Source organism: Roseateles sp. T103 (assembly GCF_057219915.1).
This window is the reverse complement of record NZ_JBXVVS010000001.1, coordinates 222025-246675: the sequence shown is the minus strand read 5'-3', so window position 1 is coordinate 246675 and position 24651 is coordinate 222025. Positions and strand designations below refer to the sequence as shown.

General features: G+C 68.7%; 5 protein-coding genes. All 5 read right to left on the bottom strand.

What is annotated here, in order from left to right:
* Window positions 1–22: 22 nt before the first annotated feature.
* The 5 genes from AC2EBS_RS00980 to AC2EBS_RS00960 all read right to left on the bottom strand — a co-directional run bounded on the left by AC2EBS_RS00980 (window position 23) and on the right by AC2EBS_RS00960 (window position 24632).
* A complete protein-coding gene (locus AC2EBS_RS00980) occupies window positions 23–445 on the bottom strand; it encodes a PaaI family thioesterase (RefSeq protein ID WP_484726520.1) in 423 nt (140 codons plus the stop codon).
* A 24-nt stretch (window positions 446–469) separates the two neighbouring features.
* The gene (locus tag AC2EBS_RS00975) at window positions 470–1369 is read right to left on the bottom strand and encodes a haloalkane dehalogenase (protein ID WP_484726519.1); all 900 of its coding nucleotides are present in this window, start codon (window positions 1367–1369) and stop codon (window positions 470–472) included.
* Window positions 1370–1387: 18 nt separating this feature from the next.
* The gene (locus AC2EBS_RS00970) at window positions 1388–2563 is read right to left on the bottom strand and encodes an acetyl-CoA C-acyltransferase (RefSeq protein ID WP_484726518.1); all 1176 of its coding nucleotides are present in this window, start codon (window positions 2561–2563) and stop codon (window positions 1388–1390) included.
* 82 nt (window positions 2564–2645) lie between these two features.
* Window positions 2646–4742, bottom strand: a complete 2097-nt coding sequence (locus AC2EBS_RS00965; RefSeq protein WP_484726517.1) for a 3-hydroxyacyl-CoA dehydrogenase NAD-binding domain-containing protein — start codon at window positions 4740–4742, stop codon at window positions 2646–2648.
* 369 nt (window positions 4743–5111) lie between these two features.
* Window positions 5112–24632, bottom strand: coding sequence for a leukotoxin LktA family filamentous adhesin (locus AC2EBS_RS00960; RefSeq protein ID WP_484726516.1), 19521 nt, complete (start codon window positions 24630–24632; stop codon window positions 5112–5114).
* Window positions 24633–24651: the final 19 nt, after the last annotated feature.

Sequence of the window (24651 nt, the reverse complement as noted above, 5' to 3'; positions counted from 1 at the left end):
CCCTCCTTCGTGTTCGTTGAAATCAGCGGCGCGCGGTCAGGGCCATCGTGCCCGAGGCCTTGACGCAGAGCTGGCGCTCGCCGGCGGCGTCGATCGCGTAGACCTCGGCCTCGGTGAAGCTCAGCTGCCGGCCGGGCTTGATCACCCAGGCCTCGCAGAAGAGCCGCTCGCCGCGCGCACCGCGCAGCAGATTGATCTTGAATTCGGCCGTCAGCACCCAGACCTCGTCCGAGGCCAGGGTCTGCGCCGCCGTGCCCATCGTGTGGTCGGCCAGCGCGGCCATCACGCCGGCATGGACGACGCCGGTGTGCTGCAGATGGCGCGGCTGCAGCACGATCTCGGTGCGCACCCGGCCGGGCTCGCCGCCGAGCACGTCCACGCCCAGGTCCACCATGAAGGGCGTGTTGGTGATGAAGCGGCGCAGCGAGTCGATGTCGGTCTGCATGGTGGCGCCTCCCGCGTGCCGGCCTCAGCGGGCCAGGCCGAAATCGCGCAGCGCGGCTTCGGCAATCGGGCCGCCCCACTCCTGCACGAAGTGGCCGGCCTCGGCCACTTCCAGCGGCGGCGGGCAGCCGCGGATCAGGCGGTGCAGCGACTGCATCGCCGGCGGGCCCAGCACCGGGTCCTGCATGCCGATGGCCATCAAGCTCTTGCCCTGCCAGCGCTCGCGCCAGAAGGCCGCGGCCTCGCGGCTGATCGCCACGCCGGGCGCGTCCGGCCCATCAGGCACCAGGTTCGGAAAGGCACGCACGCCGGCCTTGTAGCGGGCGTCCGGGAACGGCGCGTCGTAGGCCGCCGCCTCGGCATCGCTGAGCACCGGCGTGCCGCGCTTGAGCAGCTTGCCCACCGCCAGATCGGGCTGGCTGTTGTTGTAGGCCCGCCATTGGCGGAAGCCTTCGGTCACCTGGCCCAGCCCCAGGCCGGTGTTCATCACCAGCAGGTAGTCGTAGCGCTGCGGCGCGGCCACCGGCAGCGTCAGGCCCAGCAAGCCGCCCCAGTCCTGCACGACCAGCAGCACATGCTGCAGGTCCAGCTGCTCGACCAGGCCGAGCAGGCTGTCGCGATGGCGCTCGAAGCTGTACCAGCCTTGGTCCGCCGGCTTGTCCGAGCGACCGAAGCCGAACAGATCGGGCACCACGACGCGCAGGCCCGCCGCGGTGAAGACCGGCAGCATCTTGCGGTACAGATAGCCCCAGCTCGGCTGGCCATGCAGGCACAGCGCGGTGACGGCCGCGTCGCGCGGCCCTTCGTCCACATAGGCCATGCGCAGCCCAGAGTCCTCACCCTTCAGCGGATGCAGCCAGTGCGGCTTGTAAGGCCAGCCCGGCAGATCCGCGAAGCGGTCTTCCGGGGTGCGCAGCGTGTCCATGCTTCAGCCCGCGATCGCTCAGAGCACTTCGAAGATGCCGGCCGCGCCCATGCCGCCCCCGATGCACATCGTCACGCAGACGCGCTTGGCACCGCGGCGCTTGCCTTCGATCAGCGCATGGCCGGTCAGGCGCTGGCCCGACACGCCGTAGGGGTGGCCCACCGCGATCGCGCCGCCGTTGACGTTCAGGCGCTCCATCGGGATGCCCAGCGTGTCGGCGCAGTACAGCACCTGCACAGCGAATGCTTCGTTGAGCTCCCACAGATCGATGTCCTCGACCTTCAGGCCCAGCTTCTTCAGCACCTTCGGGACCGCGAAGACCGGGCCGATGCCCATCTCGTCGGGCTCGCAGCCGGCCACCGCGAAGCCGAGGAAGCGGCCCATCGGCTTCAAGTTGTGCTTCTGCGCGTAGTCTTCGCTGACCACCACGCAGGCACCGGCGCCGTCGCTGAACTGGCTGGCGTTGCCGGCCGAGACCAGGCCGCCGGGCAGCGCCGAGCGCAGGTCCTTGATCGCGTCGTAGGTGGTGCCTTCGCGCAGGCCTTCATCGGCGCTGATGGTGACTTCCTTGGTGATCAGGCCCAGGGTCTTGTCGGCCACGCCCATCGTCGTGGTGACGCTGATCATCTCGTCGGCGAACTTGCCGGCAGCCGCAGCGGCGCAGGCCTTCTGCTGGCTGGCGGCGCCGTACTCGTCCATGCGCTGGCGGCTGATGTTGTAGCGCTTGGCCACCTGCTCGGCGGTCTGCAGCATGCTCCAGTAGATCTCGGGCTTGTTCTTCAGCAGCCAGGAGTCGGTCAGCATGTGCTGGTTCATCTCCTGCTGCACGCAGGAGATGCTCTCGACGCCGCCAGCGACGTAGACATCGCCTTCGCCAGCGATGACGCGCTGCGAGGCCATCGCGATGGTCTGCAGGCCGCTGGAGCAGAAGCGGTTGACGGTCAGGCCGCTCACCGTGACCGGCAGGCCTGCGCGCAGCGCGATCTGGCGCGCGATATTGGCGCCGGTCGCACCCTCGGGGTTGGCGCAGCCCATCAGCACGTCTTCGATCGCACCGGGCTCGATGCCGGCGCGCTCAACGGCGGCCTTGACCGCGTGGCCGCCCAGCGTCGCGCCGTGGGTCATGTTGAATGCACCCTTCCAGCTCTTGGCCAGCGGAGTGCGTGCGGTAGAAACGATCACAGCCTTGCTCATGGCTCTCTCCTAACTTGTTCGTTCAGGAGCCACCCGCGGTCGTCAGACCCTCGGGCGGCGCAGGATGTCGCTGCTGCGACGCTCAGTCGTTGAAGCCCTTGCCCTGCTCGACCAGGCGGGCGAGCAGCGGTGCGGGTTGCCAGAAGCTGGCGTCGTCGTTGGGGTTCTTCGCGAAGCGCTTCATAGCCTGCACGACGTTGAACAGACCCACGGTGTCGGCATAGCACATCGGGCCGCCGCGGTGCAGCGGGAAGCCGTAGCCGGTCAGGTAGACCATGTCCACGTCGGAGGCGCGCTGAGCGATGCCCTCTTCCAGCAGATGCGCGGCCTCGTTGACCAGCGCGAAGACCAGACGCTGCACGATCTCCTCGTCGCTGATCTTGCGCGGCGTGATGCCGATCGCGGCGCGATGCTTCTCCAGCATTTCGGCGACCACCGGCGACGGAATCGCATCGCGCTTGCCAGCCTGGTAGTCGTACCAGCCGGCGCCGGTCTTCTGGCCGTAGCGGCCCAGCTCGCACAGGCGGTCGGCGCTGGCCGAGTACTTCATGTTCGGCTTCTCGATGTAGCGGCGCTTGCGGATCGCCCAGCCGATGTCGTTGCCGGCCAGATCGCCCATGCGGAACGGGCCCATCGCGAAACCGAACTTCTCGACCGCCTTGTCCACCTGCTGCGGCGAGCAGCCCTCGTCGAGCAGGAAGCCGGCCTGGCGGCTGTACTGCTCGATCATGCGGTTGCCGATGAAGCCGTCGCAGACGCCGGAGACCACGGCCGTCTTCTTGATCTTCTTGGCGATGGCCATCACCGTGGCCAGCACGTCCTTGCCCGTGGCCTTGCCGCGCACGACCTCGAGCAACTTCATCACATTGGCGGGGCTGAAGAAGTGCATGCCCACCACGTCCTGCGGACGCTTGGTGAAGGCGGCGATCTTGTCCACGTCCAGCGTCGAGGTGTTGGAGGCCAGGATCGCACCGGGCTTCATCACCTCGTCGAGCTTCTTGAACACGGCTTCCTTGACGCCCATCTCCTCGAACACCGCCTCGATCACCAGGTCGGCATCCTTGATCTCGTCATAGCTCAGCGTGCTGCTCAGCAGGGCCATGCGCTGCTGGTACTTGTCTTCCTTCAGCTTGCCCTTCTTGACCTGGGCTTCGTAGTTCTTCTTGATCGTGGCGATGCCGCGGTCCAGCGCTTCCTGCTTGGTCTCGAGGATGATCACCGGCACGCCGGCGTTGAGGAAGTTCATCGAGATGCCGCCACCCATGGTGCCGGCGCCGATGACGGCGACCTTCTTGATCTCGCGCTGCGGCGTGTCGTCCGGCACGTCGGAGATCTTGCTGGCGGCGCGCTCGGCGAAGAAGGCGTGGCGCAGCGCCTTGGATTCGGGCGTGAACATCAGGTTCACGAAAGCCTCGCGCTCCAGGCGCATGCCCTCGTCGAAGGGCTTGTCCAGCGACGCGGCGACCACGTCCACGCAGCGGCCCGGCGCCGGGAAGTTCTTCGCCATGCCCTTGACCATATTGCGGGCGAACTGGAAGTAGGCCTGCGGCTCGGCATGGCGCGCCTTGAGCTCGCGCACCTTGGGCAGCGGACGCTTGTCGGCGACGTCCTTGGCGAAGGCGATCGCAGCCTCAAGCACGTCGGCATCGACGATCTTGTCGAACAGCTTCTGGCCGGGAACCATGGCCAGCATCTCGGCATTGACCGGCTCGCCGGAGACGATCATGTTCAGCGAGGGCTCGACGCCCAGCGCGCGCGGCAGGCGCTGAGTGCCGCCGGCGCCGGGCAGCAGGCCCAGCTTCACCTCGGGCAGCGCCACCTTGGTGCCGCTGGCAGCCAGGCGGTAGTGGCAGCCCAGCGCCAGCTCCAGGCCGCCGCCCATGCAGACGCTGTGGATCGCGGCGACCACCGGCTTCGTGCAGTTCTCCACCACAGAGATCAGGCTCAGCAGATTGGGCTCGGCCAGCGCCTTGGGGCTGCCGAACTCGCGGATGTCGGCGCCGCCCGAGAAGGCCTTGCCGGCACCGGTGATGACGATGGCCTTGACGGCGGGATCGGCTTCGGCACGCTCCACGCCCGCGACCGCAGCCTGGCGCGTGGCCAGGCCCAGGCCGTTGACCGGCGGGTTGTTCAAGGTGATGACGGCGATGCCGTCGCGGACTTCGTAATTGGCACTCATGCTCGACCCTTCCTGGTAAGCCATCGAATGGTGAAGAACGGCAGCTTAGGTGCTGGCTGGATTGCCACGCCAGGGCTGCCGCAAAAAAGAACGCTCGTTCGATTCTAGGAAGGCCGCGAGCACGATTGCTGTCTCGACAGCGACAAGCTGTTGGATCCTCATGGAAAACCCGAGGCCAGCGCGCGCAGGCAAGCACGCCCCGGCTGCTCTCAGCGACCCAGCTCAGTCTGCCCGCTGGTATCGCGAGCAGTCCTTCGGTAGCCACAGGCTCCTCCCGGAGCCTGTGCGCGACCTCAGCCCGGCCGCTGGCAGGCGGCCGGTCCTTCGGCAGGCGTCGCACAGTGCGTCTGCACTGTGCTCGGTCCTGCCTCAGAACTCCAGCTCGCCGACCAGCTCTTCGTCCTGGCCGCTGGCCGTCGGCGCACGGCGCAGCAGTTCCTCGTAGTCGGCCGCGGCCACATTGCTGGCCAGGCCGCCACGCAGCGCCATCGCCCCCAGCGCCTGAGCCAGCGCGCCCGCGCCGCCCTGCCCGTTGCCCTGGGCCACGATCAACGGCGAGAGCATGGTGTTGGGCGCGGAGACGAACTGCCCCGGCTTGTAGACCAGCGCCATCGCCGTGGTGTAGGCGTACTGGCGGTCGCGCAGCAGGATGAAGTCGCCGCTCGGCGCATAGAGCTGCACGTCGGCACCGGGCACGCGCTCGACCTTGTCGTTGGTCACCGCAATCAGACCATGCGGCGTGTCCAGCGTCATGCGGCCGCTCAGGCTCACCTTGTCGAACTGCGTCCAGCTGCCCAGCGTGCTCAGGCTGGCATCGACGGCGTCCAGATCGGTGATGATCCAGCGCGTCGGCGTCGTCAGGCCGAGCTTCACCAGGCTGGCTGCCACGTCGGTGCCGAAGCCGGCGGCACTGGTGCGGAGATCCGCTCCATTGACCGCCGCCAGCTTGGCGTCGATCTGGTCGGCGCGCAGCGTGATGCTCTGGCCGATGCGCGCCTCGCCGAGCGCGATCTGCGTGGGCGTGGCCAACGTCGCCACATTGGCGTCGAGCAGGTTCAGGCGCATGTCGCCGCCGGCCTGCACGTCCACCGTCGGCGCCTTGACCAGCGTCGCCGAGACAGCGCCGCCCGCCTTCAGCGTCATCGGCTGCGCAGCGGTGAGCGAGCCGCCGACGAGAGCCGCGCCAGCATTGACACCGAGCTGCTGCGACAGTGTGGCGCGATCGAGCTGCACGCTGCCGCCGCTGAGCTGCGCCTCGCTGGCCGTCAGCGAGGCCACCTTGAGCTGCTTGCCCGCCTCCAGCCTCACCTCGCCGGCCATCTCCAGCGTGCCGATGTCGGCGTCGCCGCTGACGGCGGCACGCAGGCTCTTGTCGCCCTTGAGGCTGCCGAGCTGCAAGCTGTCGGCGCCTATCGTCACCGCGCCGCCCGCGGTCAGCTGGCCGAGCTGCATCGCCTTGCCCTGCAGGTCCAGCGTGCCAGCAGCACTGGCGCGGTTCAGCACCAGGCTGTCGCCAGCTTTCAGCTGCACCGGCCCCTGCACGGCGATGTCGTCGATCTGCAGCCTGGCGGCGCTGGCGTTCAGCGCGCCGCCGAAGCTGGAGCTGCCGCCCAGCACGATCTGCGAGCTGGCCACCAGCAGCGCATCGCCGCCGATCTGCGCACGCTGCAGCTCGATGGCGTCCGCCTTCAGGCTGGCGGTCTTGCCGACCTTCAGCCCAGGCAGCGACGCACTGTCGGCAGTCGGCTGCGCCAGCTGCACCTTGCCGAGCTTCAGCGTGCCGGCTTCGGCGCTCAGGGCGCCGCCGACCTCCAGGCTGTCGGCCTGCAGCAGGCCGCTGGCCTTCAGCGTCGCATCGCCCGTCACCGCCACCGTGCCCATCTCCATGCTGCCGGCACTCGCGAGCCAGTCGGCACCGAAGCTGGCCTGCGACATCGCCAGCAAGCCGTCGACGCTGAACTGCGTCGCGCCCTTCGCCTCGATTCGGCCCAGCTCAAGTGCCGCCGCCTGCACGCCCAGCGTGCTGCCGACGGCGAGGCTACCGGCCCTCAGTTGGCCCGAGGCTCTCAGCGCTGCATTGCCGCCCACCACGACAGACCCCAGCGTCATGTTCCCAGCCGTCACGCGCCAGTCGGCAGCGAAGCGGCCCTGCTCCAGCTTCAGCGCCCCGAGCACATCGAATAGCGCTGTGCCGCTGCTGCTCGCCGCGCCGATGCTGGCCTGACTGGCCTGCAGACCCAGCGTGCTGCCGCTGAGTTGGCCAGCAGTCAGCTCGCCGCTCTTCAGCGTGACGCTGCCTTTGCCGCTCAGCGCATCGAACGTCAGTGCGCCGGCCGCATTCAGGCTCGACGTGCCGGCGACGTCGAGCGCACCCAGCGCGATGCGCTGCGCGGCGACGACGAGATCGCCTTCCAGCACGGCCGCGCCGCTCTGCGTCAGCTCGTCGCTGAGGTTCAACGTCGTCGCGCCCTTCACCCGCAGGCTGCCCAGGCTCGCCCGCTTGCCCTCAAGCTGCAGCGAAGCAGCGCTGTCCACGGCCGCAAGCTCGACCTCGTCGGCCCTCAGCGTCATGGCCGCACCGGACTTCAGGCCCTGCAGCGCGATCAGGCGCGCCGTCGCATCGAGGCTGCCTCCCGCGCTGAGGCTGCCGCCATCGAGGCGGTCGAGCACCGTCAGCGTCGCCGCCTTGCCCACCGTCAGCGTGCCGAGTGTCAGATCGTCCGCCTTTGCAAGCAGACTGCCGCCAATCGAGCCATCGCCGAGCAGCAGCGACTGCGTGACATCCAGCGCCGCATCACCACCGACCTGCAGCGCAGCGATGGCCGCATTGCGCGCCTTGAGGTCCAGCACACCGCCGACAGTCAGACGCTGCAGCTCGATCTGCTCGAGCTTCAACGCCAGATCGCTGCCCGCACCGAGCTCGCGCAGCGACAGCGATGGCGCGCGCAGCAGCTCGAGCCTGCGCGCGGCCGCCACACGGCCGCCGCTGACCGGGCCGACGGAGTCGATGCGGATGTCCTGTCCGGCATCCACCTGCTCCAGATGCATCGCAGCAGCGGAGCTCAGACTCGCCGATCCGCCGGCCTTCAGGCTGCCATCGATGCGCAGGCTGCCGCTGCGGCTGACGAGCGCCGCATCGCCGTCGGCCAGCAGCGCGCCGTCCAGATCCAGCGCGGCCGCGCTCAGATCCAGGCGGCGGCCGGCACCACGCGCCTCGATGCTGCTGTCGGACGACAGGACGCCCTGCGCCGTGATGGCCACATTGCCATTGCTGCTTCCCACCGCACCGGCCAGATGCAACGCGCCACCAGCGAGCAGGCTGACGTCGCCGCTACCGGCTCGCGCGGTGTCGATCTGCGTCGGGCTGGAGGCCAGCTGCAGCTGAATGCCGCCACTGCCGGTGCTGGCACTGACCCGCGGCGCGTTGACAGCGATCGCGCCGCCCGCACCGATGCCGCTGCCTGCGCTCAGGCCGACGAAGCTGCCAGCTGAAAGCGTGGCCCCGGCAGCGATCTGCCCCTGGCTTGCCACGACGCCTATGCTGCTGCCGGCCTGCAGCGAGCTCAGCAGCGCATCGCCCTGCGTGGCGTTCAGCTCGATCTGCTCGGCACTCATGCGGCTGCCGGCCTGCATGGTGATGGTCGCAGCGTCGAGCTGCAGGCGGTCGCCGGCGGCGATGCTCGTGCCGGCCGCCTGCTGGAAGGGACCGGCCGCCTGGATCGCGACGCTGCCGCCGGCGAACAGGTCCGCATTGTTGCGCAGCGCACCCGCCGCGTTGACTTGCAGCGAGCCCTGCGTCGCCTGTGCCGCCTCCAGATCAACACTGGCATTGAGCAGCGTCGCATGCACATCACCTGCGGCGCTGTGCAGCGCCACATGGTCGGCAGCCAGGCGCAGCGGCGCCTGCGCCTCGCCTATGCCCTTGCCGCCCAGCTGGCGCCGATTCAGCGCAATGGTGGCATCCGTGTCAGTCGCGCTGAGCGTGGACGCGCCATCGGCGGCAAGCATGCGTCCGAGCTCTGCATCCACTTCGATGCCCGTCTTCGCGGTCAGGCTGCCCAGCCGCGCATCGCCGCCAGCCAGCGTCAGGTCGATCGCGCCGACTGTGCTGGCCATCGCGCTGCCAGCCGACATGTCCAGGCTCTGCGCCGTCAGCACTACATCGCCGCCGGCCTGCAGCTTCTTGCCGGCGGCCTGCTCCACCGTGCCGCCGATAAGCAGCGTGGTCTGCGTCCCGACGCCAACGTCGCCGGCAATCGCCAGCCCCGCCTTGCCCGGTGCAGCAATGGTCAACGCGCCGCCGAGCTGGCTGTCGCTCAGCTTCAGCTGATCGCCCCAGACGCCCAGCCAGGCACTGCCACCGGCCTTCATCGTCAGTGCGCCGCCCAGCGTCTGCAGCTGCAGCGCATGGCCGCCCGTGGCCGGATCGGCGCCGATGCTGCCGAAGACGTTCAGCGCGATGTTCTGCGCCGACAGGCTGAGCAGCTCCGGCTGCTTCTGCAACAGGCCACCCTTGAGCAGATCCAGCACCACATCCTGCCCGGCGCTGATCAGGTCTATCGTCAGCATGCCATCGGCCTGGCTGAGGAAGATGCTCTCGGCCGCGCGCGCCAGACCGATCTCGCTGGCCTTGATCTGCAGCGGATCGTTCCGGCTGCCGATGCTTCCCTTGCCGGCATCGAGCACCAGGCTGGCCGCCTCGATCTGCGGCCGCGCGCCACCGGCCACGCCGGCGATGCCGTTCTGGGCGAACAGGCGCACCATGCCCTCGCTCTTCACCTGGCCGAGCAGCAACTGCTCCGGCGAAATCACGTAGATCTGGCCCGGCATGCTGGCATCGAACTGTCGGCTCGCGTCCACGTAGAAGGCGCGGGTATCGCGCACCTTCAGTCCGATGACCTGGCCATTGGCGTCGGTCAACACCTGCACATCGCCCGGTGCGCTGGCCTGCGAGAGCGCGAAGCGGTCCTCGTCGCTCAGCGGCTTGCCCAGCAGCAGCGTGCGCACGCCGGCATCGCGGCCCAGCGTCGTGCCCTTGACGCTGCTGCTGATCTTGACCTGCTTGCCGCTGATGTTGAGGTGGTCGATGCTGGTGCTGCCACCGCCGGCGCCGATCGCCGACTGGCGGAACTGGTTCTCCAGCTTGTCCTTGCCCCAGTAGCTGCCGTAGGTGTAGGTCGCCAGCAGCGCTGCGTCGCCAGCGAACTGGTAGCCGGCGTCGTAGTTCCTGAACGCCGCCTTGCTGGCCCAGTCGCTGCCCAGGCCGGCGCTGAAGTCGCCTGCCAGTGCCGCGAAGCGCTGGTCCACATAGGCCTGCAGCTGCGTGTCGCTGGGCGCGCCGCCTATCACCGTGCTCGCCATCTGGCGAACCGTGTCCCTGCCCGCTGCGGTCAGCTTGCGGCCGGCGTCGGTGGCATTGATCAGCTGCCAGTACTCGTTGTAGCGATCGGCGCTAAAGCGATAGTTGGACTGCTGCGCCTGGAACTCCGCGCGCTGCTGCCATTGGTCCTTGCCGAGCAGCTTGTCGAAGGTCGCGGTGTAGCGCGACAACAGCGTGTTGGCCCAGCCGTTGATCTGCGCGTCGCTGGGCTGGGCCACGCCCAGCGCGGCGGCCGTCTGGGCACGCAGCGTGGTCAGGCCCGTGGCGCTGAGCTGGATCTTGCCGTCGCTGCCTATGCTGCCCAGCGCACGCAGCGCCCAGTAGTCGCGATAGTCGCGGTTGACCATCTGATCCAGCGGCGCGATGGTGTGCTTGAGCACGTCCTGCACCGCTGCAGCGCGATCGCCGGCGATGTGCAGGCGTTTCTCCCACAGCGCCAGCAGATCATCCGCGCTGCGGCCACCGGCGGCAGCGCCTGCCGATGCGTCGTAGAGCGAGCCATCGGTGGCCAGCGTGACATTGCCCTCGATGGAGGCGATCGATGCGATGCGCTTGTCGCCACCGCGCAGATCGAGTCGGATGTCGCCGCGCGCATCGGCGCTGAACAGGCCACGCTGCTCGACCTTGCTGCCGGTGTTGTAGAGCTCGACCGTCAGCGGATCGCCGGCGGCGACACCACCGATGCGGCCGTTCTCGCTGGACAGGCTGACCTCGAAGCCCTGCAGAAGCGACTTGTCGCTGGCCGCCACCAGATGTTCGGTGGCCGAGATCGTCAGCCGCCGCCCAAGGCCGGGCTTGCCGGCACTGGCCTGCTCGACGGCCAAGTTGCCCACGCCGTGGATGGCCAGATTGCCAAGCGTCGTTGCATTCAGGCTGCCGCCGTCCAGCTTGACGTTGAGCGCGCTGCTCTCGCCATAGCCGCCAACATCGCCGGCGCCGTCGGGCTTGGAGTCCTTGCCGGTGATGGTCAGATTGCGCGAGACGATCAGGCCGTTCTGGTTGCCCAGCAGACGCGCGCCGTTGCTGAGCGTGAACCTGGTATCGCCGCCAGCATTCGACAGCGTCTTGTTGACGTAGGTATCGGCGTTCGATGAGATCGTCACCGCGCCATCGGTGTAGCCCTTGAACTTGATGCCGATGCCGAAATCCGCCTTGACGCTGCTGGTCTGGGTCAGCGATGCCGAGGTGGCGACATACCAGAGGTGATAGAGGTCGTTCGACGAGGTGTAGTGCGTGTTGACGCCGCCGTAGGTGATGCCGTTCTTCTGGAAGGTGAAGCCGGCGCTCGAGGTGAAGCTGGTGGTGTAGTAGGTGTCTTTGAGCGAGAGGTCGCGGAAGACGCGCTCGCTGCCGGTGAGACGCCAGTCGACCGAGGTGATCGCCGTGCCGCTCTTGTTGGTGTATTCCCAGCCGGTGGTGTAGTAGTCGTCCCAGTAGCCGGTGTTGGACGCGATCAGTTGGCGCTTGGCGCTGGCCTCGCGCGACCAACCGTAGCGCCATCCCGCTGCCGGCGCGTAGCTGGCGTCGGTGGCGCTGTTGATGTCGCTGGTCGTGATGGCCGTCAGCCCCTTGTAGTCGCTGGCGATGCGACTCTGGTACATCTTGACGTCACTGCCGTTCTCGCTGACATACCAGGTGGTCAGAGGCGCCAACACCTCCTTGTTGGTCTTGGGGTTCAGGACCTTGTCCATCTGACCCAGATCGGTGATGGTGATCACGCCGGCGCCGCTTGAGCTGGTCTCGATGCGCGGCAGTTCCAGCGCCACGCCGGACTGGTTGTCGATGTTCAGTTTGATCGCGCCGGTGGAGAGTTCGATCGAGGTGGCTTTCGACCCCGTGCCCGGGTTGCTGTTGAGGATGTGGCCGACCAGGGTCACCGCCCCCGGGTTGGTGTTGCCTATGGCCTGGGTACTGACACGCTTGGTGCTCGGGTCGTAGACCACGGTGATCGGCGGGCTGTCGGCGCCGAAGGACAGCGCCGAGGCCGGCACCTTGTACAGGCCGTTGTCCACCGGCGAAAGGCCGTTGAGGCTGCGGCAAGACGCGCTGGCCACGCACTCGAAGAAGTTCAGCCGGGTCGCGAAGGGGTTGAAGAAGGACTTCCAGTCAGCGGCATAGAGCTTGGCGTCCTTGATGGTGACATCGATGTTGCGCGCCGTGCCGGCATAGATGGTCGTGTTGACGTCGATGTACTTGGCATTGACGACCAGGCGGTTGTGCACGCGCGGCGGATTCACAGTGACCGCGCCACCGTTGTTCGATTGGGCGCTGAGGTTCTTCACCGGCAGCACATCGAAGTTGTAGCGTTGGCCATACCAGCCCAGATAGCCGGACGGCGTATAGCCGAAGAACCAGCACCACCCGCAGGGACGGTTGCCGAGGTTGGCGTGGAACAGATAGCCCGGATTCGTGCTGTAGGACGAGGTGATGCCCTGCAGCTGCGCCGAATAGGTCGCCGAGTCGGTGGACGTGCCACCCAGATAGCGCTGGTAGTAGCCATAGGCCACCGTGTCGATGAAGGCGCCCATGTCCGACGGGCGGAACTGCGCATCCAGCGCCGCCCAGGTGTTCTGCGGCGTGCCGCCCAGCGCCAAGTAGCCGCTGGCGTCCAGCACCGTCGTGCCCTGCGGCACCTTGACGTCCTGCTCCAGCGCATCGACAGCGCCGCCCCAGAAGTTGCCCCAGTCGTTGTAGATGGCGACCTTGCCACGCGGGTTGCGCACCGTGACCGACTTGTCGATGGCGGCCTGCAGCACGATGTCCGAAGGCTGGCCGCCGCCGAAGGTCGGGTCGAAGCTGTTGCGCAGATCGATCGCCGGCATGCGGCCGGGATCGAGCTCGGTGACGCTCAGGCTCGAAGGCAGCGCCGTGCGCCCGATGACATCGACATTGCCGCCGCTGTCGGCATCGGCAATGATCAGCTTGTTCGCCAGCAGATAGTGGTTGCTGGCATTGGCCACCTTCAACAGCGGCCCGCCCTGGGCACGCAGCGCGCCGGAGCCGCTGACGTTCGTGCCCTCGACCTGGATATTGCCGCCGGCCGCATAGAGGTCCGGCAGCACATAGGCGCCCATCGCCGCGTCCGGCACGCCGCCGAACTTGGCCTTGACGGTGTCGTCGTAGTAGTGGCTCGGGTTGAAGTTGCTGATGTGGGCGACGTAGCCCTGCGGATTGAGCACCAGCGCGGCACTGACGGTCTTGCCGTCGGCATCGAAGTAGTTGCCGCCGGCGTCCATCGTGAACACCTTCACCGGCAGACGCAGCTCGGGGCTGTCGGTGGTCTGCGTCAGATTGCCCTGGCGGTCGATCGCGAACTCATGGCGGCGGTAGTAGCCGGCGGTCACCGTGCCGTCCAGCTTGAGCGTGCCGCTGTAGCGCGCGTCAGGACGGCTGTCATGCGTGGTGACGCTGAACAGCTCCAGATAGGGGTTGTGCCCCTCGCCCAGCGCGCTGACGCCCTGCTCGCCCTTGAAGGCCCGCAGATAGACCGTGCCGCCGGCCAGCACCTGGCTGCCGGCGGCCAGCTTGATCTCGCTTTGCTGGTCGACCTGCGCGGTGGCCGGATGGCTGGTAGTGATCGGAATGATGGTGTAGTTGTAGAGCTGGGTGCTCGCATCAGCGCGCATCAGGTTGAGCCCGCCGTCGGCATTGCGGCCAGTCGCCACGGTGATGTCGCCGTAGGCCTGCAGCAAGGTGCCGGCCGCGAGCTCGACGCTGTCCTTCTGCTCGCTGCGTGCGAAGCTGGAGCCGCCGGTGACCCCCACGCCGCCATAGGTCTTGATCAGCGAATCAGCGCTGCTGCGATTCAGCGTCGTCGTGCCCAGCACCATGTCGCCAGCGCTGCGCAGCTGGGCGTTCTCGCCGATGCTCACCTTGTTGCTGCCCTTGGCGATGCTCTCCACATCGGCAAAGGGCACATCCACCAGCCCGCCGGTGTTGAGCGAGCCGCTGGTGCGCGTGAGCAGATCGGTGCCGGCCACGATGATCATGCGCCCCACACCATCGCTGTAGGGATCGCCGATCACGGTCAGCTGGGCATCCTTGCCGACCAGCGCATCGGCCGTGGTGCTGACGTGCGTCTTCGCCTGCACCGCGCTGCCGTTGGCCAGACCGCCACCGGCGCCGGCCGCGTTGTCGCCGCCGCTCTGCTCGGCTGCCTCGTTCTCGGCCAGCATGCCGATGCCCAGCGCGCGCAGGCGCACCTTCTCGCCGATGGACGCGGTCACATCGCTGTCCACCTCGCTGAAGGCCAGCGCGCCGCTGCCGCCCACCACCGAGGCGTTGAGCGTGTCGGAGTCGGCCCGCACCTTGGCTACATGCGCGGCGCCGATCAGCGTGGCACCGGCGCGCAGCGTGTAGTCCTCGGGTGCGGCCTGCGCGCTGTCGCCCCAGGCAGTGATGGTCGCCGCGGTGGAGCTGGTGTCATTGACCTGGGCGACGGCCGCCTGGCCGGACACCAGACCGCCGCCACCCGCCAGGGCCGCGGCCAGAGTCTCGTCGGTGCCACGTGCCGCCACCTGCAGATCGCCGAGGCGCGTGCTGCGCGTGCGCACATTGCCCAGCGTCGCACTGGTCTGCGCGGACGTGTCGGCCGTTGCGACGTTGCCGCCCAGCGCCAGCAGACCGCCGACCGTCACGCCGCTGGCGTCGGCGCGCTGCAGGGCCGTGTGGCTGGCCACCACGGCTACCGCATCGTCGGGCAGCAGCGTGTCGTCGCCGATGCTGGCGCGTACCGCGCCCTGGTTGTCGGCGCTGGCCACGCTGGCATTCAGCGCGGCCGTCCAGCCACCGCCGGAGGCGTTCGCCTTGGCCTTCAGATGGTTGGCGCTGCTTTCCTCGGCGGCGACGGCCAGAGTGCCGCCGGCATCGAACACCACCTTCTGGCCCACGCTGGCGGATGTCTCGCCGCGCAGGTCCACCAACGCCACCGAACCGCCCAGCTGCACGCCGCCGGATACGCCCACGCCCTGCGCCGTGGCATCCAGCTGGGTGCCGCGCTGCGCGAGCACCTGGGTGCCGGCGCTGCCGCCGGCGACGCCGTCGCCGATGTGGACCGCGGTGTTGTCGCCGATGCCGGCACGCACCGACTGATGGTCGCTGGCCGTCGCGCCCGCGCCATTGCCGCTGACCACCAGACCGCCAGCTACGGCCAGCGAGTAGGTTTCGATGCTGCCGTCGACGGCGGCGCTGACCAGCAGCTCTTGCCCGCTGACGCTGCGCTGTTCGGCGCCACCCTTGTTGACCCAGGCTTCGACCGCGCCGCGCCGGTCCAGCGTGCTGACCGCCACACCCAGTGCGCCGGCGCCGGCGGCCGCGGTCACATTGGCCACCGAGGCGCTGCTGCTGTCGACGGCCGTCAGGCTGACCTTCGTGCCCTTGAGCATGCCGCTGGCCGTCGTCGAGACCAGGTTGTCCAGCCGTCCCACGCCGACCGAGGCGCCCAGGCCGGCAAAGCCGACGCCGCCTGCCGCCGTCTCTGTCACCAGCGCCTTCTTCCTGTCCGAGGCCAAGAGATCACGCGTGGTGCTGGCGAGGTTCAGCGCGCCGCCGGCCTCGATGCTGCTGTTGCCGCTGACCTCGACGACCGCGGCGTTGTAGACCAGGCTGACGCCCACCGAGCCACCTGCACCGGCGGTCAGGCCCGCGCCTGCTGCGCCGGCATAGTTCTGCAAGGCCGTGTCCTGGCTGGCGCCGATGTCCACCTGCCCGGTGGCGCGCACCGTGCTCGCATCCACACTGGCGCTGGCGCTGTTGCTGCCGGTGTCCTTGAGCACCCCGCCGAGGTCGCGCTTGCTGTTGTTCTCCAGGCTGCTGCGCTGCTGGGCACTCAGTGTGCCGCTGGTGTCGCCCAGGCGGCTGCCCTTGGCGAGACTCACCGCCGAGGACATCAGCGCGCTGCCCTTGGCGTTGTCGCCACTGCCGAAGGCCTCGGCGTCCGGATTGCCGGTGCCCAGCATCATCAGCGAGACGGCAAAGCCGGCGCCCACGCCGCTGCCGACGCCGACGCCCACGGTGCCAACCTTGTGGTTCTGCGTGTTCTGCGACTGCAGGTTCAGCGTGCCGGCGTCGATTTCGCTGCCACGCAGCTCGGCGGCCACATTGGAGCGCGCCACCAGCACCGAGACCGTGCCGCCCACACCGCTGCCGCCGAAGCCCAGGCCCGCCGCGCCGCTGACCTGGGTGATCGCGACGTGGTCCCCCGCCTCCACATGCAAGGCACCGCCGGGCGGCGCCGCATCCTCCGCCGAGTCCGCCGCGGACGCGCCACTGCCCAGTTCGCCGCTGCCCGCGCCATTGGCCGTGCCGACGCCATAGACCCAGTTCGTCGTCACGCCGACCTCAAGGTCGGCCTGGCGCACCGCGGCCCTGACCTCATTGGTCACCACCGAGACGGTGCCGATCGCTGCGCCTGCCGAAGCCAGGCCGCCGCCCACCGCCACCGTGATCGTATTGACCGAGGTGGTGCTGTCCGCCAGAACGCTGAGATCGCCGCCGGTGGAGACCTTGGTCGCCTTCGTCGTGTCAGTCTCGCGGCCGATCAGTGCCTCGGTCTTGGTATCGGAGACGAGCACGGTGATCGCGCCCGCGCCGGCCGCGCCTGCGGCCAGCCCCGCAGCGCCGGAGATCACGTTGAGCGTGGCCGCGTTGTCGGCCTCCACCTTGGTGTCGTCGCCCGAGCGCAGCTCACCGCCCAGCACTGCGGCCTGCACCTCGCCATCGAAGACCACCACACCGGCGGTGCCTGCCGCCGCCACCGCACCGGCGGCGAAGCCGACCAGCAGCGAGGACTGCGCCGATTCGGCAGAAGCCTGCACCGTGATGTCGTCTGCAGCCTTGACCTTGGAGTCGCGCACCAAGGCCTTGGTGCTGTTGATGAAGACATCGCCACCGATGGCGCCAGCGGCGCTGAAGCCGGTGCTGGCGCCCGCGCCCAGCGCGAAGCTGGCCATCACGTTGTGGCTGCTGGCCTTGATGCGCACCGACTGGGTCGTGCTGGTGTCGCTGCTCGGCCGCTGGTTGAGCTCGGCATTGGCCACCTCGGCCAGGGTCGCGCCGCTGATCACATGCGCGCTGGCATTGGCGCCGATGCCGACGGCCTTGCCGACGCCTATCGTCGTGTCGTAGGACAGCACATGGTGCATGGCGCTGGCATTCACCGCGACGCCCTTGACCGTCTCGGTGCTCTCGCGCATCTTGGGACGCGTTGCGTCGTAGTTCTTCATCGCGGCCAGGCCGTCGAAGGACTTGGGATCGGTGCCTGCCGCGGTCAGGCCCGGCAGCGCCTGCGTCAGCGTGCCGCTGTTCACGACAAGGCCGTCGCCCTTGCCCTTGGCATCGACCTTGGTACGCAGTTCGTCATCGGCGCCTATGCTGGCGCCGGTGCTGCCCTCGATGACATTGACTGTCGACGACAAGCCCACACCGCCAGCGCCCAGGCCTATGCCCGCCGCGCCGCCGAAGGACTTGATGTCGTCCGATCCGGTGGCCTGCACGGCCACCGTGCCCTCGGCACTGACATCGGCGCCGCGGCCGATATGGGACGAGACCTCGGTCTGCATCAGGTTCACCGCGATCGAGCCGGCGCCGCTGAGCTGGTTGCTCAGCGCCACGCCATAGGCGGCGTTGACGATGGTGGCATCGCTGGAGGCGTCCACGCGCAGATCGCCCAGCGAGACGGCCGAGCCATTGGCATGGCGCCGTCCATAGGCGTCATCGCCCAGCAGCGCCGCAGACACCTCGTTGGTGACGTAGTTGAACGAGGTCGCCACGCCGAAGGCGGCCTTGCCGGCCACGCTGATCGCGCCGGTGCCGAAGTCGATCTCGGCCTGATCCTTGGCGACGATGCTTGCGTTGCCGGTGTTGCTGCTGCCCAGCGCCTGCACCTTGCTGCCCGCCACCTCGGCCTGCACGGTGTTGCCGATGCCATTGCTCGTCACCGCGCCGTTGAAGGCCGCATCCTGGCTGCCGCCGCCGGCCAGCGTGACGCCGATCATGCGGGCGCGCGACGCGGCCTGCACGTCCAGCACCAGGCCGTTGCCGTTCAGTGTCAGATCCGAACGTTCGACCAGCGCCTGGCGCTGCATCGTGATGGCGTTGGTGCTGAGTGCCGCGCCACCGGCGACATTCTTCGAGAAGCCGATGGAGCCCGAGCCGGTGTACACCAGCGCCGCCTGGCTCTCGCTGTCACCGGCCTTGACGCGCAGGCTGTCGGCGGTGAGCTTGGAGTCGGCCACGCTGGCCGTGGTGCGCTCGCCGACCATGTGGATGACGAAGGAGCCGTTGATCGCCGCCTTGTCGCCATAGCCGCCGGCCGCGGCCACGCCGATGTGCTGGCTGGCCGTGCCCGCCTCGACCTTGGCCGCGCCCGTCGTCACCGTGGCGTGGCTGAGCAAGGCTTCGGCGACGTTGTCGCCCTGCCCGTAGACGGCGGCGATGCCGCCCGCGGTGCCGCTGGTGGAGACCCCCACCGAGCCGGCGATGGTGAAAGCACGCTCGCTGCTGGCCGCAGTCAGGCCCAGGCCATCGCCGCCGGTGGTGGTGATGCTGGTCGTTTTGCCGCTGGCGCCGATGCGCGCAGTGGCACGCGCCTCGTTGAGCGTCACCGCCACCGAACCCGCCAGCGCGATCTTGTCACTGGTCCCGGCCACGCCCAGGCCGACGTTGACCATCAGCGTCGCGTCGGTGGCATCGACCGCCATGTCCAGCGCGTTGACGGTCGCGCCTTCGACGATGGCCTCGTGCACATTGGCCACGCGGCTGGCCGAGGCGGCGGCACCCACGGCCTGGCTGCTGCCCGCGGCAATGCCGCCGGCCACGCCGATCACCAGCGCGCCGTCGCCGGGCTCTCTGCTGCCGATGCGCTGGCCGCCGAAGTCCTCCTGCTCGCCCTGGCGCAGCGAAGCGCCGAAGTCGTACTCGCTGTCGGCCGGCGGCGTGCCGTCGGCGGCGAGCACGTTGTCGAAACGGGTCTTGTAGCTGCCGCCGACCAGATCGCTGGCCTGCACGGTCAGCCGCGCATTGCTGTCGATCTCGCTGCGCGTCACCGTCTGGCCGACGCTGCGCTCACCGACATAGGCGCGCGTCGTGTTCTCCAGCTCCGCATAGGCGACGCTGGCCTCCAGCGTGTAGCTGTTCTTCTCGGTGCTGATGCCCAGCGAGGCCGCGCCGATGCCGATCAGCACCGGGTCGTAGGCACGCACGTCGACCGCGCCGGCGTTCTTCACCGTGGCGCCGGCGATGCGCGACTCCACCGTGTTGTGCACCAGGGCCACACCGATCGCGGCTCCGGCGGCGCCGCCCTTGCTCTTCTGCACCGTCAGCGCACCGGCGCCGACGCCAGTCTCGGTCTTGTCGTAAGCCAGCACCTCGACGCCAGTCTTGCCGGTACTGAGCCCGTCGATGCTGCCGCCGTCGATGGCCGCGGTCGTGCTGTTGTCCGACTCGGTCATCGAGTAGGACACGCTGGCCAGATAGGTCGGCTTGTTGCCCGTGCCGCCGGCGATGCCCAGACCCGCGGAGATGCGTTGGCCGGCGCTCAGCGACTCCACCGACACGGTGTCGAACTGGTTGGCCGTCGAGTCGACCAGACGTGCGGTGGTGTCGTTCTCCTCGATGTCGATCGCGATCGCGCCCGAGACGCCGACGCCATTCTGCGACTCCGGCGCCTTGAGCTTGAGCAGCGCGCCCGAGCCGGAGATCGAGTACTGGTGCGTCTCGTTGGACGCACGCACGATCAGGCTGTTGCGCGTGCCTGTGCCGGCGACGATCTTGGCGCGGTCGACCAGCGCCTCGGTGTCCAGATTGCCCAGGTTGACGCTGGCGCTGCCGGCACCGGCCAGCGCGAGCTTGGGAGCAGTGGGCTTGGTGGGCTTGGCAGCCTCCTGCTTCTTCGCAATCAGGTCGGCGATCGCGTTGCGCGAATTCGCCAGGGCGCCGTCATCGGTGTGCAGCTTGTCCACCGCCTTGCTGCGCAAGGCACCGGTCTTGGTCGTGAGCCACTCCCACTTCTTGGAGAACCAGCCCTTCTCGTCCTTCTTGACGTTCTCGTCCGGCTTCTTCGCGTTCGGATCCTCGCTCTCCACCGCCCCGACGGAAGCGCTGAGCGCTCCGCTGCTGCCCTGGGTGCTGCCGATCACCCGCACCGCGTCGGCGCTGATCTGCGGCGTACCCTGCACTGTGGTGCCGTTGAAGCCAGTCGGCCGCAGCGCGCCATAGCTGGCGATCAGGTCGTCAGGATCGGCCACCGCGGCCAGTGTGCGGCCATCGAGCTCGTTCACTGCAATCGCGATACCCACCCCGGCGGCATTGCCGCCAAAGGCCGCGGCGCCGGCTGCGCTCCACACCGAGACGTCCTCGACGGCCAGCACGTCCACGTTCGGCGCGCTGACCGTGGCCTTGTTGCTCAGCACCGCGATCGTTCGGTTGTCCAACTCGGAATAGGCCGCGATCAGATTGATCACCGCGCCGTCGCCGCGCCCGGCCGTGGGCGCCACGGCGATGATGCGATCCGCGCTGCGCGCCTCCAGCCCCAGCGTGCCGGCGCTGAGCGTGAGCGTCGCGCCATCGTCGATGCCGGCGATCGTCGTGTGCTCGGCACCCGCGTAGTTGAAGGCTGCGCCGGCCGAGAAAGGGCCGCCCTGCACATTCGGCTTGACGCCCTCGAAGCCGAAGTTCGCCGGCTGCCCGGCCAGCGTCAGGAAGGCCGACTCGTTCAGCGCCTTGATGTCGACCGCCTTCTTGAAACTCGCCGAATTGAGCAGCGTGACCCCCAGGAGCACCTCCTTGCTGTCCAGCAGACCGGTGATCTCGCCGATGGCATTCTTCGCCAGCGACAGCACCGAATCGACCGCACCCTGATCCTCGCGCAGGATGTTCGAGCCCGCCGCATCCGCGCTCTCGCCAGCGAAGTCCACATCACCGTCGAGCAAGGGCGCCGTGGGCGTCGTCCAGCTGATGCTCCAGTCCAGATCGGGCCCGGTGGTGGTGATCGTCGCCCTGGCGCCCACCCAGGCCCTGGAGCGGTTGGTGAACGAGGTCCAGTTGAAGGAGCCGGCCGCCGCCACGGCCTTGTCGGGATCGCTGTTCTTCGGGTCGATCTCCTCCTTGGACATCGCCGTGGCCCAGGAGGTGAAGACGAACTGCGGCATGCCAAGCTTGGGCGGCGCGAAATGCGAGAACAGCTCGCTCGGCGCGCGCAGGGCGTCCGGATTCGTCACGTCCAGGCTGGCCAGCCAGGTCACGTCCAGCGGCTGGTAGACATGCGACTGCAGGCCGAACTGCGCCGCGTTGATCTGCGCGCCCTCGCCCACCGTCGCCTCGGCGCCCTGGTCATACAGGCCGACGGCCACGGCGGCAGCCAGCGCCGGACCGTTCTTGGCCGCGTCCTTGGTGCTGCTCTTGCTCTCGGCGATGTTGTGCACCGAGCGGCCTTCGGTCTGCGCGACGACGCCGACCTTGCCGCCGGACTGGATCACGGCGCCAGCGCCTATGCTGGCGGTGCTCGTCAGATCGGTATCGTTGACCGTCACCACCGCTGCGCCCTTGATCGGCGGCGCGCCCTTGGCGAGATTGCCCATCGCCTCGGTCTTCTCGCTCAGCCAGTTGTCCAGCTTCAGCGCGTTGGCGGCGAAGCCCTGGAGATCGGCCGCCACACCGGCCTTGAGCTTGTCGGCCTTGGCCGGGTCGCCGCCCGCGTCGTTGCGCGCGGCAATGTAGTTCTGCCACAGCGAGGTGTCGGCCACCACGGTGACGTCGCCGACCTTGCCATCTGGCTTGCCCACCGAGGCCCCCAGCGTGGCGCTGCTCGATGCACTGATGTCGCTGATCGCCACCGAAGCGCCCATCGCCGCCTGGGCCGGGTTGGGATTGTCCTGCGTGGCCTTTTCTTGCGCGATCGTGGACTTGGCGATGTTGCGGAAGTTGCCGGTCTGCAGTGCCAGCAGTTCCAGCGAGCCGACATTGAGGTTCGCGCCGCTGTCGATCTGCGCATTGGCCTTGACGTCCGTCTCCAGATAGCTGACCGCCACGCCGGCAATCGCGCTGTTGGACAGCACCTTGACGCTGCTCTTCGCGGTGGCATCGTTGTGCGCCAAGGCGCTGAGCTTGCCGCCGGCATTGAGCGTGGCGCCGCTGCGTACCAGCAACTCGGCGTCGCCGGCCGTCTTCACATAGGCCGCCGCGGCCGCGGCCAGCTTGCTGCCCAGTTCGTCCATCGTGAAGAGACTGATCGAGCCGGCCGCCTTGTTGATCGAGGCGGAATTGAGCGAGAGATCGGTCTTGGCCTCCAGCGTGGCCGTGCCCAGCACCTCCAGCGTCGCGTCGGCCTGGGTCTCGTGATAGGCCGCACTGAATCCGGTCAGGGCTCCCAGCGATTTCTGGATGGTCGAGACAGCAAAACCCCAGGTGCCGTCTGGCGAGGCCTCGGCACGCGCGACCGCGTTGACGGTGATGCTGTCGGCCTTGACCGTGCCGCCCAGCCTGGCGCTGCTGATGGCGGTGGCCTTGCCGAGGTTCCATTGCTCCAGCGCATAGGAGGTCAACTCCACCGCGCCGCCCTTGTGGCTGCTGCCGGTCTGTGCCTGCGCGAGGATCTGCGAACCCGCTTTGAGATCCAGGTTCTTGGCACGCAGCGTCACGTCGCCGGCATCGCGGGCAAGATTGCCCGTTGCCGCGTCGCCGCTGCTGACGCCGCGGGTGATGATGGCCGAGCCGCTATTGAGCGTGATCGTGCCGCCGTCCACCTTCTCGCCGATGGACAAGGGACCCCAGCCGATATTGCTCGTGTAGCTGAAGGTGCCGGCGTCGAAGTACTTGCTGGCGTCCACATCGCCCAGCCCGATCAACTTGACCGCGCCGCCGCCTGTGATCAGCTTGGATCCGGCATTGAAGGTGATGTCCTTGCTCAGCAGCGTGATGCTGTCGCTGCTGCTGGTGTAGACGCTGCTCAGGTCCAGCGTCGCGGCGCCGCCGCCGCTGCTGCCCAGCGTGATCGACTCGGCCGCCTGCAGGACCAGGCTGTTGCTCACCGCGAGCGTCAACACCGTGCCGGTGGTGATGCTGCAGTCGCCACTGGTGCCAAGACAGCTGCTGTCGCCCGAAGCGCCATCGCTGATCGTCAGCGCATCGGGATCGATCAGCAGCAGGCCCTTGGCGCCCTTGGGCGCCCGGGTGTCGACGAGGCCGTAGAACTGCAGGCGCCGGCGGCCGGAGACTTCGACGAAGCCGCCATTGCCCAGCATCGCGCCGCCGCGCGCACGGGCCAGGCCGCCGTAGTCGGTATGGCCATCGCTGAGAAACTGCACACGGCCGCCTTCGCCGCGCTCAATCGCGTCGGCCTGCACCTCGGCACCGCGCGCGACGTGCAGCTGTTGCGTCAGCGGTGCCGCCGGCGCCGCTGCACCAGGGCCCTCGCCGGCCACGGTCGCGACCTCGGCCGGCGCCATGCTGCCGATCTGAGCCACGCCGCCGCCGAGCAGACCGGAGACGTCGACCAGCGCGCCGGCATCCAGCGTGAGGGCGGGCGCACGCAGCTGCACCTCGCCGCCGCGACCGGCAGCTACCTCTGCGCTCCCCGTGGCAGCCGCGACCGCAGGGGCGATGCGCTGCGACGCATCGAGCGTGCCGGACACCTGGAGCGCGTCGTCGGCCACCAATTCGATCACGCCGCCGCGCTCCACCATGCCGGTGGCGGATTGCAGCTCGTTGCTGCTCACCGCGGCGCGGAAGGCGGCATCGTGCGCCGCGTCGGCACCGGCCTTGATGCGGCCCTCGATATCGATGCGACGCGCCTCGATGCGCACGCGCTCCAGCGCATTGATGCGGCCGCTGATCTGCACGCGGCCGTCCTCGCTCTGCGGCGCCTGGCCGCCGAGCAGCTGCTTGACTGCAGCGTCGCCGATGCGGCCCTGCGCGTCCATCATCGCGTCCAGGTGCGCGCGCGTCGGCGCGACGACCTGCAGCGAGTTCACATTGATGACCCCCTCGCGGCCGACCACCATGCCCATCGGGTCGGCGAAGACCAGGTTACCGCTGAGGCTGCCGTTCTTCAGGCCGTTGAGCACGCCATCGACCTTGATCGGCGCGTCGGTGACGATGTTGATCACCCGCTGCGCCTGCGTGGGCACATGCACGTTGACAGTCTGGCCCTGGCCGACCTCGAAGCGGCGGAAGCTGTTGAAGGCGTTGTCGCCCTTGACGGTGCCGGTGGTGATGTCGGTGCGCGCGCCCTGCACCTGCAGCTGGGTGGCAGTGCGGCCATCGGGCTTGATCACGTTGCCGGTGCTCTGCGCCCAGGCGGTGATGCTGGGCAGGCCGGCAATCGCGGCCACCGCCGCGCCCATCGGGGTCAGCGCCAGCAGCCGCCAGACCGCGCGCGGGCTGCGGCAGACGCGTTCGCCACGCCGCAGGCTGCGCCGCCAGGGATGCGCAGCGACACGGGGCACGCTGGCGCCTGCGCCATGCGGGGGATTGCGGCGGGCCTTGGCGCTGCGCTGACGGGCGGTGGACTGCATGGTGGGACTCCCTGGACTT

Coding starts and splice junctions, on each gene's coding strand:
- AC2EBS_RS00980 (WP_484726520.1), bottom strand. CDS start 445: ATGCAGACCGACATCGACTCGCTGCGCCGCTTCATCACCAACACGCCC.
- AC2EBS_RS00975 (WP_484726519.1), bottom strand. CDS start 1,369: ATGGACACGCTGCGCACCCCGGAAGACCGCTTCGCGGATCTGCCGGGC.
- AC2EBS_RS00970 (WP_484726518.1), bottom strand. CDS start 2,563: ATGAGCAAGGCTGTGATCGTTTCTACCGCACGCACTCCGCTGGCCAAG.
- AC2EBS_RS00965 (WP_484726517.1), bottom strand. CDS start 4,742: ATGAGTGCCAATTACGAAGTCCGCGACGGCATCGCCGTCATCACCTTG.
- AC2EBS_RS00960 (WP_484726516.1), bottom strand. CDS start 24,632: ATGCAGTCCACCGCCCGTCAGCGCAGCGCCAAGGCCCGCCGCAATCCC.